This window comes from Luteolibacter sp. SL250 (assembly GCF_026625605.1).
Taxonomy (GTDB): domain Bacteria; phylum Verrucomicrobiota; class Verrucomicrobiia; order Verrucomicrobiales; family Akkermansiaceae; genus Luteolibacter.
Map to the genome: position 1 here is coordinate 940,845 of NZ_CP113054.1, position 15,590 is coordinate 956,434.

The window sequence follows — 15,590 nt, forward strand, 5'->3', positions numbered from 1 at the left end:
TGGCAGTCGGCTTGGATCCGGACCGTTTCATGGAATTTTCCGTTGTCCTGCCAGCTTGCGGAAGCGGTTGGTTTCCTGCCCGCCATGGTATGCCGGGCTTCTGCATGGTGGGTATTGAGCCGCTGTATGCTTTCATCCCGGGTCCCGTCGTTTCCCGTTCCATGGGGAGGCCGGAGCCGGGGGGATCGCCCGATCCCATATGGCAAAGTGACGGGTTGCTCGCGGACCGCATCCAGGTGTCCGCTTGTCTCCCGCATCGTGGTAGATTGGCTGAGTTTTTCTCCGCATCGCCACCACACAGGCTTTTCATGCTCCATCAATCCAGAACCCGATGAGGAAGAGAATTGGATAATTTTATTTAAGAAATCTTAATTTTTCTTATTTACTAACTGTTTTCCCAGGTTAGGGTCTTTCTTGCCCCGTGAAAGCAGGGTGCCCCCTTCCCTCCACCCCCACCCGCGCGCCCCCCCGCACGCCATGCAGTCGTACTGTACCCTCCTGTTGTCGGTTTTTCTGGCATCTCCCATGTCCGTCCTGGCGGCCATCTCCGTATCCGGTCCGACCACCGGATGGCTGGCCGTCCAGTACGCGGATGCCCCATCGGCGGATGCTTCCGGCGACCAGCAGAAGGGGTCGGCGGAAGGAGATATTGTGGGGGACGCGGCAAATCCTTCATTTTACACGGCTTTTGACGACGGAGGCACGGTTTCGCTCGCCGATGACGTGATCGGTTTCCGGGTCAGGCTGGCGGCTGATGCGAATCCGGCGGGATCAAAGACCGTGGTATGGTTCGGCATCGATGCCAACATGGACGGCACGATGGACCTGTTCGCTGGTGCCATCGAAGATGACCAAATCGGACTTTATGCGGTCGGGGCGGGGGCGAACGTCTCACCCGGCACGACCAGCATCCAGCACGGCACGCCACTTTATTCGGCTCCGGCCAGCACCTCCAACTTTTCCTTCCTGCCCGTGACACCGACGATCGACCCGGGGCACGAACACGAATCTGGATGGAGGCTCGGGCGGAGCGAGAGCGACGGACCATTTCGTGACGATGATCCTGCCTTTCCAGATTTTGGTCGATGAGGTGAACCGCCTGAATCTGGAGGGTGTGGGGGGAGGATTCAGTGAGGACACTCCCATCCGCTACCTGGTCGCCACCAGCAACCAGCCGAATGCCATGAACCAGGATGTGAACGGGACCGGCGGGAACTACAACACCCAGACGACGTGGTTGCAGCTCGGTGCGCTTTCTTCCGCGACATCGGTGTCGGGCCCGATGGTTCCCGAGCCGGCGGTGGCCCTTCTGGGATGCCTTGGCGCCAAGCTGCTCCTTCTCCGTCGGCGGCAGAGATGACGCGCCGGAGGCGGCGGATGGAACTTCCGGCGAACCGGGCTGCCTCCCTTTCCGCCACCTCCCCGGTCCCACAGAAATCCGCGCTCCGTCCTTGATTCCCGGCTGTGGATTCCCGACGCTTCCTCCGTGTTTCAGATCGTCTTCAATGAAATCAGCGCGGCGGAGATCTCCGCCTTGGGCACGCTCGAGCAGCTCGAGCTGCTGGAGGAGTTCAAGGTTTCCCAGAAGGACCTGGAGACGTTGAATGGTGAGCGCTTCGGCAAGATCGAGCGGGACGGCAAGATCCTCTACCGCTTCCGGGCGAAGGACTACCGGATCTATTTCTCCGTGAAGGAAGGCTCCGTGATCGTCCACCGGGTGCTGCACAAGGGGACGTTCTCCGATTTCCTTTTCCGCTCGAAGATGCCGCTCGGCGAGGACGAGGAGCTGGCGAAGTCGAAGCATTTCTGGAAGCTCATCGACGAGGGCCGGAACGCGAAGCGTCTGTGATGCGGCTTGTGGCTTCTTCTTTTGGAACATGGATTGGCCGGACTGGGACCGCGGGATTCATCCCGCCCCATGGAATCCGGCGAAACCAAGCGGAATGAATTCCGCGGTCCCAGCCAAGATCCGACGTGATCGAGTGACTCCGTTCATTTGATGCTGACAGCCGGGATTGGCCGCTGCATTTTCCGGAAATGAGATGGCTCGGTCTGCTGCTGGCGCTGGCGGTTGTGGGGGGCAGTTGGTTCATGTTTCACCGCTCCGGCGAGAAGTTGGAGGTGCTGGAGAACCGCATCGACGCGCTGCTGGAGTCCGGCGACCAAGAGGTGGAGATCCCCGGCCTGGAGCATGAGATCCACTCACTGGAGACCACCCGTACCTTCAATGGTATCCTGCTGGCCATCGGCAGTGCGGCGTTCCTGGGTACCCTGTTCGTGACCTTCATTCTGCCAAGCTGGGCCAGCCGCGTTTCCCAATCCGTCTATGGCAGCAACGCGGAAGTGGACGATCCGGCCACCCTCCGGGAAGCCCGGGCGCTGGTGGCGAAAGGGGAGTATGAGGCGGCCATCGCCACCTTCCGGAAAGCGGTGGAGGAGGATCCCGCCAACTGCATGCCGTGGACGGAGATCGCCCGCATCCACTCCCGCCACCTCGACCAACCGGCGGCAGCGGTGGCCACCCTCAATGAGGCGCTCGCTTCCCGGGACTGGCCGCAGGAGGAGCAGTCCTTCCTCCTGTTCCGTCTCGCGGACCTTTACAATGAGGATCCGCAGGGCAGGGGGCAGGCGGTGGCGATGCTGCGGCGGGTCATCCAGTCGTTCCCGGATTCCCGCCATGCCATGAACGCCCGCCAGCGGCTGAAAGAGTGGGGAGTGGCCTGATCATTCCATGGCCGGCCCGTCCATGATTTCCTCGATGAAGGACCGCGCCGGGAAGTTTTCCGGACGCCACCCCCTGTTCGCGGTGGCATGCGTGGCGGTCTGTGCGGTGATCGCGGCGGACTGGCATTGGGCGGTGGGTGGGCTGGTCGCCATCATCGGCGGAGGCATCGGATGGTTTGCCGGAAAGCCGGGGCGGGGGTTGGTCTGGTTGGTGTGTGGGTTGGCCGCCGTCGCCGTGTTCGCGGTGCGGAATGAGAGCCGCCTGCGGGCGGAAAGGGGATTGGTGGACACGGGCGGACGGTATGAAGCCGTCATCCTGGCGGACGCGAAGGGCGGTCAGGGCCGGTGGTCGGCTCCCGCCCGCATTTCCGCCGGGCCATGGAAAGGCACCCGGATCCAGTGGGAAGGCTCGGGTGACCTGCCGGTGGCCGGGTCCTCTGTCCGCGGGGGAGGGAATTTCGTGGAACTGCGGGAGCCGCGGAACCCGGAGGAGTTCGACGAGGCCCGGTGGCTGCGCAGGAAGGGAGTGGCTGCGGTTTTCCGCTCACGGGACAATGCGGTCCACACCGGCCCGGCCGCGGCCTTCGGGGCGGCGGTCCGTGCGGGATTCCGGACGGCGGTCACCGAAGGGCTGGAGGAGGATTCGCGGCAGGCGAAGGTCATCCGTGCCATCGTCATCGGGGAGTCACCGGCGGATGCGGACGAGCTGGTGGCCGCGTTCCGCAACAGTGGAACGCTCCACATTTTCTCTGTCAGCGGCATGCACGTCGCCATGGTGGGCGGCATCGCGTGGTTCGTCCTCCGGCAACTGCGGGTCTCCCGCCGCCTGGCCGTGCTGCTGATCGTGCCGTTGGTCTTCGGCTACTCATGGATCACCGGGAACAGTGCCCCCGCAGTCCGCTCCGCCTGGATGATGGCGGTTTTCCTCCTCGCTTTCAGTTTCCGGCGCCAGCCGGACCTGCTCAATGCACTGGGTGCGGTGCTGCTGGCGGCGATGCTGTGGGACGGGAACCTGTTGTTCCAGCCGGGGGTTCAGATGTCCTACGGGGTGGTCGCCGCCATCGCGGTGGGCACGGCATGGGCGTCCCGGTGGTTCGGGTGGATGGCGGAAAAGGACGAGTATCTGCCGGACAGCCTCATCACCGGGTGGCAGGCGCGCTGGCTCCTGTGGCGGAAACGGCTGGCCACCTCGCTCAGTGTCTCCACCGCCGCCTGGATCGGCTCGACCCCGCTGGGTATCTGGCACTTCGGACTGGTCACTCCAGTAGCGCTGATCGGCACGCTCGTCCTCGGATTTCCGGTGACGCTCATGCTGGGGGCGGCGTTGTTTTCCGCCGCGCTCCATCCCCTCTCGCCGCGAGCCGCCGGATGGATCAACGTGGGGAATGGAAAGGTGGCGGACACTTGTGTGGTTCTGGCGCAGGGGCTGGCCGCCATTCCCGGGTCCCATTTCACGACCAAGCCGTCCGGCGAGCCGATGCTGCTGGTCTATGACCTCGACTACGGGGCCGCCGCCGCGTGTTTCTCCGGGGGGCGGGAGGGCGCGGTGCTGCTGGACTGCGGGGATCCGCGGGCGTTCCGCTTCCGGGTCGCGCGGTCCCTGCGTGGCGTGGGGATCGAGCCGGATTCCGTGGTCATCAGCCAGCCGGACGGCGGGAGCCTGGGCGGTGGGTCCGATGTGTGGGAGGCATTCCCCATCCGCCAGGCATGGCTTCCCGTCGAAAAGGCCCGCAGCCCGGTCTTCCGGGAATGGTTCCGAGATGGCCCGGCGGCCGGGGTGAAAATACTCAGGGCGGGAGAGGTGGATGAACTGCCCCTTCCGGATGGTGCGCGGCTGGAGGTGCTGCATGTGCCGGACCCCGCCGCCCAGAATGCACGGTCATCGAGCCGGGTCGCGGTTTTCCGCCTGCACTGGCGGGGCTGGAAGCTGCTGCTGACGGGGGACGCCGGGACCATGGCGGAAAACCGCATGCTGGCATCCGGCAGGGACCTCTCCGCGGATTTGGTCATCTCCGGGCGGCACCCATCCGATCCCACACTGGGCGCGGTGTTTCTGGATGCGGTGAGGCCGCAGGCCATCCTCGCCTCCCATTCGGAGTTTCCCGGAACGGAGCGGCTGAGTCTCCGGCAGGTGGAGTTCTGGGAATCCCGTGGCATCACCGTGGTGCATCAGGGGAAGACCGGCGGCGTCACCATCCGCGTGGATGGCAACGGGGATCTGCTGCTGGAAGGATATGTGGATGGCTCCGTGGTCAGGCTCAGGCGTTGACCGCCTTCCGCCCGCGCAGGCGGAACATCACTTTTCCCTCAGCCTCCCACTGGAGCTGGAAGTCTGTCTTCGGATAGAAAAACGTGTCTTCCTCCCACTCCAGGCGCTCGAACCTGCCGAACACCGCGACTTTTTCCTCCGCCCACGCGAAGTATTCTTCGTGATCGGTCATGAAAAGAAACTCGCCGCCCGGGACCAGTCCGCTCCACACCGCTTCCAGAAATTCCTGCTGCACGATGCGACGGCGGCGGTGCTTGAACTTCGGCCACGGGTCCGGGCAGAGCAGGTGCAGGCGGGAGATGGACTCCGGTGGAAGGATCCACTCGACCGTATAGCGGCTCTCCAGCCGCAGCACCCTGCAGTTCGTGAGGCCGCGCTTCGTCGCCTTCTTGCAGACCTTCCGCACCCGCCCCAGCAGGCGCTCCACGCCCAGGAAGTCCCGCTCCGGATGGTGCGCCGCCATTTCCATGAGAAAGGAGCCATCGCCACAGCCCAGGTCCACCTCCAGCGGCCTGTCCCCATGCACCAGGGCGGATTTCTCCAACCTCCGGAAATAGTGCTCCGGAACGAATTCGCTCGCCATCGCGGGGCGGGGGAGGATGTTGAGAGGCTGGGAATCGCTCACGGGGAAATCAACAACCTCCAAATGGTCCTTCCGCAACCCCAAATCCACCACAAGGCCTAACTCCCGCTTGACGCTGTTTCCCTTCCACTCCTAGCCTTTCCAGCCGACGGGTGGCTTCTCTGGCCGCCTCTCGCGACCCAACTCCCAATCTTCCAAACCGTGGACCTCCAGGAAATCCGCCGAATCGTCGAACTCATGAACGAGCACGGGCTCACTCATTTCGACCTCACCAAGAAGGACTTTCACCTCAAGCTGAAGAAAGGCGCGGACCTGGATGATCTCCGTGGCCTCCTTTCCGCGCTCCCTGCCCAGCAGGCTGCTGCTCCGGTCCACGTGGCTGCCGCCGCCACCGCCCCATCCTCCTCCACTCCGGCCGCTCCTGCCGCCGAAGGCACCGAGATCACTTCACCGATGGTCGGTACCTTCTACCGCAAACCAGCTCCGGACGCACCGAACTTCGCGGAAGTCGGCACCGCCGTTTCCGAAGGCCAGACCCTCTGCATCATCGAGGCGATGAAGGTCATGAACGAGATCAAGGCCGAGAAATCCGGCACCATCTGCGCTGTGGTCGCCGAGGACGGAAAGCCCGTCCAATACGGCGACGTCCTCTTCCGCATCAAATGAGTTTGCCGTTTTCTCTTCCTGAAAACTGAAAACTGAAAACCAGCAAACTTCCTCCATGTTCAAACGCGTCCTGGTCGCCAACCGCGGCGAAATCGCCCTCCGCATCATCCGCGCCTGCCGCGAACTCGGAGTTGAATCCGTCGCCGTCTATTCCGAGGCGGATGTCGATTCGATGCACGTCCAGCTCGCGGACCAGGCGGTCTGCATCGGGCCGGCCTCCAGCAAGGAATCCTACCTCAAGGCGGACCGCATCATCGCCGCCGCGGAGGTCACCGGCGCGGAGGCCATCCACCCGGGCTACGGATTCCTGTCCGAGAACGCCCGCTTCGCGGAAATCTGCGAAACGTCCGGCATCAAGTTCATCGGACCGTCCGCCAAGGTCATCTCCATGATGGGGGACAAGGCGACCGCCCGTGCGACCGCCATCGCCAACAATGTCCCGATCACTCCGGGATCTGACATCATGCCTACCGCTGAGGAAGCGCTGGCGAAGGCGAAGGAGATCGGTCTGCCGGTCATGATCAAGGCGACCGCAGGTGGCGGTGGCCGGGGCATGCGCCCCTGCTTCAAGGAAGAGGACTTCATTTCCCTGTTCCGCGCCGCGTCCAACGAGGCGATGGCCGCCTTTGGCAACGGCGAGTGCTATCTGGAGAAGTTGGTGCTCAACCCGCACCACATTGAGTTCCAGGTCATCGCGGACTCCCACGGCAACTTCATCCATCTGGGTGAGCGCGACTGCTCCATGCAGCGCCGCAACCAGAAGATCATCGAAGAGTGCCCGTCCCCGCTTATTTCCCCGGAGCTCCGCGCGCGGATGGGCGAGGCCTCCGTCAACCTGATCCGGAACATCGGTTACCAGAACGCCGGAACCATCGAGTACCTCGTCGATGAGGCGGGCGAGAATTTCTACTTCATGGAGATGAACACCCGGATCCAGGTGGAGCACCCGGTGACGGAGGAGGTCATGGGCTGCGAGCTCATCAAGGAGCAGATCCGCGTCGCCGCGGGTGAACCGCTTTCCCACCACGTTCTCCAGGCCCAGCCGCGCGGCCACTCCATCGAGTGCCGGATCAACGCGGAGGATCCCTACAACAACTTCACCCCCAGCCCGGGCAACATCGACCTCTGGTACGCCCCCGGCGGCAAGGGCGTCCGCGTGGATACCCACGTCTATTCCGGCTATACCGTCCCGCCGCACTATGACTCGATGATCGCCAAGCTGATCGTCACCGGAGCGACGCGTGAGATCGCCATCGCCCGGATGAACCGCGCACTCGGAGAATTCATGATCCGCGGGATCAAGACCACGATCCCCTTCCAGCAGGAGATCATCAACCACCCGGACTTCAAGAGCGGCAACTACGACATCGGCTGGGTCGCCCGCTACCTGGAGCAGCGGAAGTAAGGAAAAGTAAGGAGGGAGGACATTGCGGCTTTGCCGCTATGTCCGCTTCGCTCCCATTCCTGTCCTCCGGCTGCAACCGGAACTCAAAGCAAAAAGCTCCGGCTGCAACCGGAACCCAGAATCCAAAGCTCCGGCTGGTGCCGTAACCCGAGCAAAGGCCGCCCCGTTCCCATTCCATGTCTCTCTCCTCCGCCCGTCTCTATTGCATCCTCGACCTGGACTATGTCGCGCAAACGGAGGCCGTGCGGGTGACTTCCCAACTGCTGGAAGGCGGTGCGGATGTCCTCCAACTCCGGGGCAAGAACCACGACGTGGAAACGATCCGGAAGGTCGGGCGATTGCTGCTGCTCCTTTGCCGTGAGGCGGGTGTGCCTTTCATCATCAACGACTACCCGGACCTGGCGGCGGAACTGGACGCGGATGGCGTCCACATCGGCCAGGATGACGGCTCACTGGCCAAGGCCCGTGCCGTGGTGGGTGAGGGGAAGATCATCGGCCGCTCGACCCATTCGCTCGAGCAGGCCCGAACGGCCCTCGCTGCGGGGTTCGACTACATCGGCTTTGGTCCGCTGTTCCCCACCCCCACCAAGCGCGGCAGGCCGGGCATCGGGCTGCTGAACATTTCGTTCATGGAGGAGGAGATCGGCTCGAAGATCCCGGCGTTCTGCATCGGGGGGATCACCCCGGCAACGCTGCCGGAGGTGCTCGCCGCTGGCGCGCGCCGCATCGTCGTGGTTTCCGCGTTGCTCCGGTCCCCGGACATCCGTTCCGCCACCCATCAATTCAAAACACTCCTAGCCTGATTCCATCCATGTCCACATCATCCGCAGTCATCATCGGCGGCACCATCGCCATCGACCACGTCAAGACCCCGAACGCCGAAGCTGCCAACCTGCTGGGTGGTTCCGCCTCCTACGCCTCCATCGCGGCCTCCTACTACACTTCGCCGGTCCATCTGGTGGGCATCATCGGCAAGGATTTCCCGAAGGAACACGTGGAGCTTTTCAATGCGAAGGGCATCACCCTCGACGGGGTGGAGCGCTCCGAGGGCGACTCTTTCTCCTGGTCCGGTGAGTATCATGAGAACATGAACGACCGCACCACCCGCCAGGTGGACATCAACGTCCTGGAAAACTGGTCGGTCAAGGTTCCCGCCACCATCGCGGACGCACCGGTGGTCGTGCTGGCGAACATGTCCCCGGAGAACCAGCTCCAGATGCTGGACGCCTGCACCGGCGCGAAGTTCGTCGTCGCCGACACCATGGACCTCTGGATCGCCATCGCGAACGAGAAGCTTCATGAAGTGCTCAAGCGCATCGACCTCCTCGTCATCAATGAAAGCGAGGCCCGCGAGTTCGCTGGCACCAGCAACCTCGTCGTCGCCGGCCGCCGCCTGCTCGAAAAGGGACCGAAGCACGTGGTCATCAAGCTGGGTGAGTTCGGAGCCATCCTCTTCACCGCCAATGGCACCTCCTGCCCGCAGCTTTTCCGTTGCGCCGCCTTCCCGCTGACGGAAGTCGCCGACCCCACCGGGGCAGGCGATTCCTTCCTCGGCGCGCTCGCCGGTTACCTCGCGTCCACCGGTAAATCCGAGTATTCCTTCGAGGATATCCGGCAGGCCATTGTCCAAGGCTCAGTGGTGGCATCCTTCACCTGCGAGGCATTCTCGACCCGCCGCCTCCAGACCCTCAGCCGCACCCAGATCGACGAGCGCCTCGCGTTCCTCAAATCGATCACCCATTGGCCATGACAATGTAAAGTCCGCGAAATGCGTCCGATTAAGGTCAAAATGGAACAGAATTTTGGTGGTGATTTTGGTGAATTTTATATAAATCATTCTTGTTCAATGAATTGAATGGAGTGAGTTCTGCGGCGAAAAATTGAAAAATACCGCCGTGGTCTTCAATTTTTTACTTGCTGCCGAGGGATGCCCCCTGCATGGTAACTGGCGAAAGCTTCATTGCGGCTAGGATAGTTTACGAAAACGTCACGGCCCAAAAAACCCTTAGAACTCGACAAACTCCCTCTCACATTCGAAATCATCCGCACATGAAATCAATCCTTTCATATTCCCTCCTGGCCGCGGCAATGGCTGCAGGTGTGGCCACCGCCCAGACGACGGCGACGACTGGACCAGTCGGCTATATCACTCTTGGCAACCAAGGTTCGGCCACTGCAGTTCCAGCAAACACTGACGTTGTAGTTTCCAGTCCTCTCCTTCGTTCGGCTGAATTTGCCGGGTTGGTGGCGAGTGTTTCTGGTAATACTATCGAGGTGTCCGGGGCGCAGGGTTGGACCTCTACTCAGTGGACCTCGGATGCTTCCAAGCCTTATTTGCTATACTCGGCTAGCGGAGCCCAAGAAGGTCTGAGTGCGATCATTACTGGGAGTTCCGGAAGCTCCCTGACGGTAACGGTGGTTGACGGTACTCTCAGTGGTCTTGCCGCTGGCGATAAGTTGAAAATCATCCCAGCTTGGACGGTCAAATCCTTCATCAGTCCTGCTTCTGTTCCTCCAGGAACTCAGTTGTTTGCTTATGCCGGAACTGCTGCTGGTATCAACGTTTCGCCCACTCACATTATGGCATCTACGGGTACAACTTGGGTGTTTACCCTTGGCGGTACGGGAACCGCTGATAACTTCATCGTTTATCCGACTGAATCACTGGTTCTTCGAACAGGTGCGAATCCTGTAACTAATCTCGTTCTCAGTGGTGAGGTTCCGACTTTCAAGCATCGCACAACGCTCTCCAAGCTTAGTGCGGCAGGAACTGCCCAAGATATTCGGATCGCTTATACAAGTCCTGTGAATCAGCCTTTGCTCGCAAGTGGCTTGGGAAATGCTGCCGGTGACCAGCTTTTCATCTATGATAATGCTGTAACAGGTCGCAATAAGGCTCCGAGTCAGATTATGACCTTTACCGGTTCAGCTTGGGTGGGTACCTTTGGTCCTCTCACTGGAAACCAAAACACATATGAACTGGTTGGCGGTCGTGGATACGTTTATCGTGCCGCAGCATCCACGCCTCAAGGAATTCGAGAATGGTCTAGTTCTCAGGCCTATCTCCCTTCTCTCTAAAGAAGCGCAAATTTGATCACAATTTTTCGAAAACTATGAAAAAGTTGCTTATTACGACGTTCGGTCTGATGGCCGGTTGGAGTGCTGCAAGTGCTGCGACGGTGTTCCAATTCAATGAAGCATTCTCCGGTGGCATTTCCTCGAACCTCTCCAACGCTGCAGGTGTGGCTGCGACAAACGGTCTCTTTTGGGGCATCATCATCGATAAAGATGGTGGCTCCCTTTCACAGACCACCTTTGATCCTATCGTTCCGACTTTCAGTGCTGTAGTGGCACTCACGGCTGGAGGCGCTGCAACTGACGCAATCGTTGTGTTTGCTGATACGTTCACTGCTGATCAAAGCTTCGGTGGTGCCTTCACTGATGTTGGAGGTACGACAGGAACTTCTGGTGGTGTTTCTGCTATCACGGTCAATTACACCAATGGTATTCTGGCAGGACAGACCTTCCAGCTTATCTGGTTTGACTCCGTTACCAAAACTGCTGGGGTGCTTTCTTCTTCGGAATTTGTTCTTCCTGCCGATGCTGGTAACGTCGTGACTGTCGATGATGTTTTCATTGGCGCAGATCCGATCCGAGCTGCGACGGGCATTACATTCATTCCCGAGCCATCCACAATGCTTCTCGGTGCGTTTGGTGCCCTTGGTCTCCTTCGCCGCCGCCGCTGATTGCGGAAGCGTTGAACAAATCTCAAAAGGCGGGCTTCGGCCCGCCTTTTTTGTTTTTGAGGGAAGAGTGTGCCGGGGGCATTGGGATTTGGGTGAGGCTCAGGGGTCCTACATTCGGGAGAAATCCAACCGCAGATGAACGGGATGGACGCAGATGAACGGGATGGACGCAGATGAACGTCAGGATGGATCTAAAACCCGGGTCCGAACCGCAACTTCGACTCCAAAAGTCCGAGGCGTAAGATAAAAGCAAAGATTTTGCGTTCATCTGCGGTTGAAAAATGCACGTATCAGGGAACTGCCCATCCCTAATGTAGGGGGCGTTGGGTGGGGCTTGATTCGCTTTTCTTGGAAAGGGCTGATGCAATGCTCTTATTCCGCGAGGATTGTGGGGTGGTAGCTTGTTCGGAGAGGCGGAGAGGATGTTTCCATTGCTTGCTTGCGTGGTAGGAAACGAGCGTTGAGAATCCGGGCATGTTCACGCCGAAGTGGAAGAAAGAGGCGAAGCTGCTCGCGAAGGGCGGGCGGAAGTTTGTGAATTACAAACGGGATCTGCTGAAGCCGGAGCGGGTGGACGAGATCGAGTCGCGGCTGGACGATCTGCTGAAGGCGATCAAGGCGAATGACCCGAAGAAGGCCGCGGAAGCCGGGAAACAGCTCCGGGCGACCTGTGAGAATTCCCTGAAATACGAGAAGCCGGTGGGTTGGCTGGAGGAGAACGTCGAGGTGATGTTCGTCGCCATCGTCATTGCGCTCGGCCTGCGGGCCTATTACCTGCAACCCTTCCGGATCCCGACGGGATCCATGCAGCCGACGCTGAACGGCATTGTCGGCACCTCGCTCAAGCAGGAGGAATGGCCGTCGTTCCCGCAACGGATGGTGGAGTTCGTCCTCCGTGGCAGGAGTTACGTCAAACTGGAGAACAAGGAGGACAAGCAGGTGCTTTTCATGGACCGCGGCTCGCTGATCGCGACGACGGATGTCCAGAAGTTCCACTTTTTCAGCCGTGGTGCGATTGTCTGTGCGGACCGCACGTTGATTCCGCTGCCGGCTCCGGGAAATCCCTGCCAGAGCGCGGGTCTGGCCCAAGCAGCCGTTGTGGCCCGGCAGAATGGCGGGGTCCTCCCCAAGGGGACCGTTCTGTGTGAAGGCTACATCGATACCGGCGATCTCGTGCTGGTGAACAAGTTCTCCTACCACTTCCGGAAGCCGAAGAGGGGCGAGGTGTTTGTTTTCGACACCATCGGCATCAAGGGCATCCGCGAGCGGAGCGGGGACCAGGCGGACGGCTCCCACTACATCAAGCGGCTCTGCGGAGTTCCGGGGGACACGCTTTCGATCGATACCCCGAATCTGCTGGTGGATGGAAAGGTGGCGCAGGAGCCGGGCATCCAGCGGGTGGCCAACGGTACACCACCTCATCCGAAGGTAGGCTATGTCCTGGCAAGCGGGGAAGATGTCCGTCCGGGGCAGAGTCTCCCGCCACGGCAGTACCTCAGTCACTCCGCCAGCCCTCTGGCTCTGGCCGCGGACGCGCCGAGGGGCATGCGCGAGTATGCGGCCCTGGGTGACAACACGCGCAACTCCCTGGATTCCCGCTATTGGGGGAGCGTCAAGGAGTTCAACCTGGTGGGGCCGGCGTTGTTCTCCCTCTGGCCGATCACCACGGGGCATTGGGGGCTCATCCACTGACAGTGTGTCCGTTTCCTCCGAGATCACCCGCCGTGCGAAGTCAAATCTGGCTTTCGCGCTGAGCATCCTGCCAAGGGAACGGCGGGAGGACATGGTGGTCTTCTATGCCTTCTGCCGGACCATGGACGATATCGCGGATGATCCCGCGATGGAGGCGTCCGCCCGTTCCGCCGCCTTGCGGGGATGGAGGGAAGGACTGGAACACGGATTTCCAGCGCCCGGGGAGTTCGAGCGGGAGGTCGTGGATATGCGGGACAGGAACCATGTTCCGAACGACCTGCTGCTGGCGATCATCGACGGCTGCGAGATGGACCTGAAGCCGCAGCGCTTCGGAACCTGGGAAGATCTCGAGCGGTACACCTGGAAGGTGGCCTGCGCGGTGGGCCTGGTGTCCGTCCGCTTGTTCGGCTGCCAGGATCCGGTGTCGGACCGGTATGCGGTGGCGCTGGGGCATGCCCTGCAACTGACCAACATCCTGAGGGACATCGGGGAGGATCTTTCGAACGGGCTGCGGATCTATCTGCCGCTGGCGGACCTTTCTCGCTTCCAGTACACGGAGCGGGATCTGGTGGGGCGTGTCCATGATGGGCGCTTCCTCGCGCTGATGGAGTACGAAGCCGGGCGGGCGGAAATGTATTTCAAGGAGGCGGAGGAATGCCTGCCTGCCATGGACCGGGAGTCGCTGCTCCCAGCCCGGATCATGGCGGAAATCTATCACACCCTGCTGGTGAAGATGCGTGCGGACGGGTTCCGGGTTTTCGCGAAGCGTTACGCCATCTCCAAGGCGCGGAAATTGACAATCCTTTCGAAGCATCTGATTGCACGGAAGCGATGAATCGAATAATCTGTGCAATCATCCGTTTCATCATTATGAAAAAAATCTTCTTTTGTTCCATGGCGGGAGCGCTGCTCCTCAGTTCCTGCACCCAGTACCAAGCACAGGGAGCCGGCGTGGGAGCCTTGGGTGGAGCGGCGGTGGGAGCGCTGGCGGGAAATGATCGTCGCGATGTCGCCACCGGAGCCATCGTCGGTGCCGCGCTGGGTACCGGGATCACCGCCGCCCAGGAGAACGCCCGCAACCGTTCGACGCCTCCAGACGGTTACTATGATGACCGGGGCGGCTATCGTGGGGATTACCGGGACGACTATCGTCAGGCTCCTCCGGAGCGCTCCACGCCCCGGCAGGACTATCCCTACGCGGAGCGGACGGGCAGTCCGAAGCGGGTGATCAGCCCGTATCCGCCGTACAACGTCATCGATGTGGACGGCTTCCGTTCCGGCCAGCTTGCGAAGGACCCTTCCAACGGGAAAATTTTCCGCATTCCTTGAGCGGTTTCACCGGATCAAGCATGCCGGTGGGCGGAGAAGCGTCTGACTGCGCGAGAAAAGCCGTTGTCATCGCTGGTGCGAACCGCTAAAAGCGGAGTTGCAAGAGTCAAAACCCCGTAAGATGGCATCCCGCCCCCGTATTTTTCCTGCATTCCGCAGCCTCCTCGCGTTGGTCGTGGCTGTGTGTACTTATGCGCTGGCGGTGCCATCCTTGATGGCGCAGGGCTGGCAGGTCACCAAGATCGAGGGCCGCGACTATGTGAGCATCGAGAGCGTCAAAAAGTTCTACGGCTTCCAGACGGCGGAGAAAAAGGGCAACTCGATCGTCCTCAAGTCGCTCGATAAGACCGGGAAGAACGGCATCATCATGCAGCTCCAGATCGGTTCCCAGGAGTGCCTGCTGAACAAGGTGAAGTTCATCTTCACCCATAATGTGGAGTCGGGGGGAAGCCTCGGCCTGATTTCGCAGATGGACCTGATCAAGCTGATCGAGCCGGTGCTGCGCCCCAACTTCATCCCGAATGCGGGCGACTTCAGGACCGTGATCCTGGATGCCGGACACGGGGGCAAGGATCCCGGCGCGACAAACCCGCTGGGAACGGAGGCGAACTACAATCTCTCCCTTGCCGGGCGGATCAAAGGCTTGCTGGAGAAGCAGGGCTTCCGCGTCATCCTCACCCGCAGCACCGACCGCTATTATTCCCTGCAGGAACGGGTGGAGATCGCGAACGCGGTGAAGGAGAACTCGATCTTCATCAGCCTGCACTTCAACTCCGGTGGACGTGACGCCCGCGGCATTGAGACCTTCACCCTTTCCCCACCGGGAGTCGCCCATTATGGAGCCGGCTTCAAATCGAGCGATGCGTTCGCCCGCAGGGGCAATGAGCATGACTCCGCGAACATTGCCCTGGCCACGGCCGTTCATGGATCGATCCTCCGCGAGCTGCGGGAAAACACCTTCGACCGCGGCATCAAGCGCGCGAGGTTCAGCGTGCTCAGCGGGATCCGTCACCCGGCCATCCTTTTCGAGGGAGGCTTCATGAGCCACCCGTATGAGGCGAGGCTGATCGCGAATGAAAAATACCAGATCGCGCTGGCGAATGGCATTGCCACCGCGATCCGCAAATACCAGTTCGCGGTGACCCGGATGCCCGCTTCCAAGCCGAATCCTTGAGC

16 protein-coding genes are annotated in these 15,590 nt (G+C 61.0%); 15 read left to right on the plus strand and 1 reads right to left on the minus strand.

Going from position 1 to position 15,590, the window contains the following annotated elements; all coding sequences use genetic code 11:
• Window positions 1-477 precede the first annotated feature (477 nt).
• From OVA24_RS04195 to OVA24_RS04215, 5 genes are all read left to right on the plus strand, one after another.
• A complete protein-coding gene (locus OVA24_RS04195; protein WP_267673804.1) occupies window positions 478-1,089 on the plus strand; it encodes a hypothetical protein in 612 nt (203 codons plus the stop codon).
• Entirely contained in the window at window positions 1,058-1,360 is a 303-nt protein-coding gene (locus OVA24_RS04200; protein ID WP_267673806.1) for a hypothetical protein, read from the plus strand. The genes OVA24_RS04195 and OVA24_RS04200 overlap by 32 nt, the downstream gene beginning before the upstream one ends.
• A gap of 126 nt (window positions 1,361-1,486) precedes the next feature.
• Window positions 1,487-1,849 carry a hypothetical protein gene (locus OVA24_RS04205; RefSeq protein ID WP_267673808.1) on the plus strand — a complete coding sequence of 121 codons (363 nt, stop codon included), beginning with the start codon at window positions 1,487-1,489 and terminating at the stop codon, window positions 1,847-1,849.
• Window positions 1,850-2,037: 188 nt separating this feature from the next.
• Window positions 2,038-2,724, plus strand: coding sequence for a tetratricopeptide repeat protein (locus OVA24_RS04210; protein ID WP_267673810.1), 687 nt, complete (start codon window positions 2,038-2,040; stop codon window positions 2,722-2,724).
• 7 nt (window positions 2,725-2,731) lie between these two features.
• Window positions 2,732-4,993, plus strand: coding sequence for a ComEC/Rec2 family competence protein (locus OVA24_RS04215; RefSeq protein ID WP_267673812.1), 2,262 nt, complete (start codon window positions 2,732-2,734; stop codon window positions 4,991-4,993).
• Here OVA24_RS04215 and trmB read toward each other — a convergent pair.
• Window positions 4,983-5,618, minus strand: a complete 636-nt coding sequence (gene trmB / locus OVA24_RS04220; RefSeq protein ID WP_267673814.1) for a tRNA (guanosine(46)-N7)-methyltransferase TrmB — start codon at window positions 5,616-5,618, stop codon at window positions 4,983-4,985. The genes OVA24_RS04215 and trmB overlap by 11 nt on opposite strands.
• A gap of 159 nt (window positions 5,619-5,777) precedes the next feature.
• Here trmB and accB point away from each other — a divergent pair, with 159 nt between their 5' ends.
• From accB to OVA24_RS04270, 10 genes are all read left to right on the plus strand, one after another.
• Window positions 5,778-6,242 carry an acetyl-CoA carboxylase biotin carboxyl carrier protein gene (accB, locus tag OVA24_RS04225; protein ID WP_267673816.1) on the plus strand — a complete coding sequence of 155 codons (465 nt, stop codon included), beginning with the start codon at window positions 5,778-5,780 and terminating at the stop codon, window positions 6,240-6,242.
• Between the two features lie 55 nt (window positions 6,243-6,297).
• Window positions 6,298-7,647, plus strand: coding sequence for an acetyl-CoA carboxylase biotin carboxylase subunit (gene accC / locus OVA24_RS04230; RefSeq protein ID WP_267673818.1), 1,350 nt, complete (start codon window positions 6,298-6,300; stop codon window positions 7,645-7,647).
• Window positions 7,648-7,823: 176 nt separating this feature from the next.
• Window positions 7,824-8,450 (plus strand): thiamine phosphate synthase, encoded by a 627-nt coding sequence (gene thiE / locus OVA24_RS04235; protein WP_267673822.1) that lies wholly within the window; start codon window positions 7,824-7,826, stop codon window positions 8,448-8,450.
• An 8-nt stretch (window positions 8,451-8,458) separates the two neighbouring features.
• Window positions 8,459-9,397 (plus strand): PfkB family carbohydrate kinase, encoded by a 939-nt coding sequence (locus OVA24_RS04240; protein WP_267673824.1) that lies wholly within the window; start codon window positions 8,459-8,461, stop codon window positions 9,395-9,397.
• 299 nt (window positions 9,398-9,696) lie between these two features.
• Window positions 9,697-10,725: a TIGR02597 family protein gene (locus OVA24_RS04245; RefSeq protein ID WP_267673826.1), complete on the plus strand. Its 1,029-nt coding sequence runs from the start codon at window positions 9,697-9,699 to the stop codon at window positions 10,723-10,725.
• Window positions 10,726-10,760: 35 nt separating this feature from the next.
• Window positions 10,761-11,393, plus strand: coding sequence for a PEP-CTERM sorting domain-containing protein (locus OVA24_RS04250; protein ID WP_267673828.1), 633 nt, complete (start codon window positions 10,761-10,763; stop codon window positions 11,391-11,393).
• 474 nt (window positions 11,394-11,867) lie between these two features.
• Window positions 11,868-13,085 (plus strand): signal peptidase I, encoded by a 1,218-nt coding sequence (lepB, locus tag OVA24_RS04255; RefSeq protein WP_267673830.1) that lies wholly within the window; start codon window positions 11,868-11,870, stop codon window positions 13,083-13,085.
• Window positions 13,086-13,089: 4 nt separating this feature from the next.
• Window positions 13,090-13,920, plus strand: a complete 831-nt coding sequence (locus OVA24_RS04260) for a phytoene/squalene synthase family protein (protein WP_267673832.1) — start codon at window positions 13,090-13,092, stop codon at window positions 13,918-13,920.
• Window positions 13,921-13,955: 35 nt separating this feature from the next.
• A complete protein-coding gene (locus tag OVA24_RS04265) occupies window positions 13,956-14,414 on the plus strand; it encodes a YMGG-like glycine zipper-containing protein (RefSeq protein ID WP_267673834.1) in 459 nt (152 codons plus the stop codon).
• 121 nt (window positions 14,415-14,535) lie between these two features.
• Entirely contained in the window at window positions 14,536-15,588 is a 1,053-nt protein-coding gene (locus OVA24_RS04270) for an N-acetylmuramoyl-L-alanine amidase family protein (protein ID WP_267673836.1), read from the plus strand.
• The last annotated feature ends 2 nt before the right edge of the window (window positions 15,589-15,590 follow it).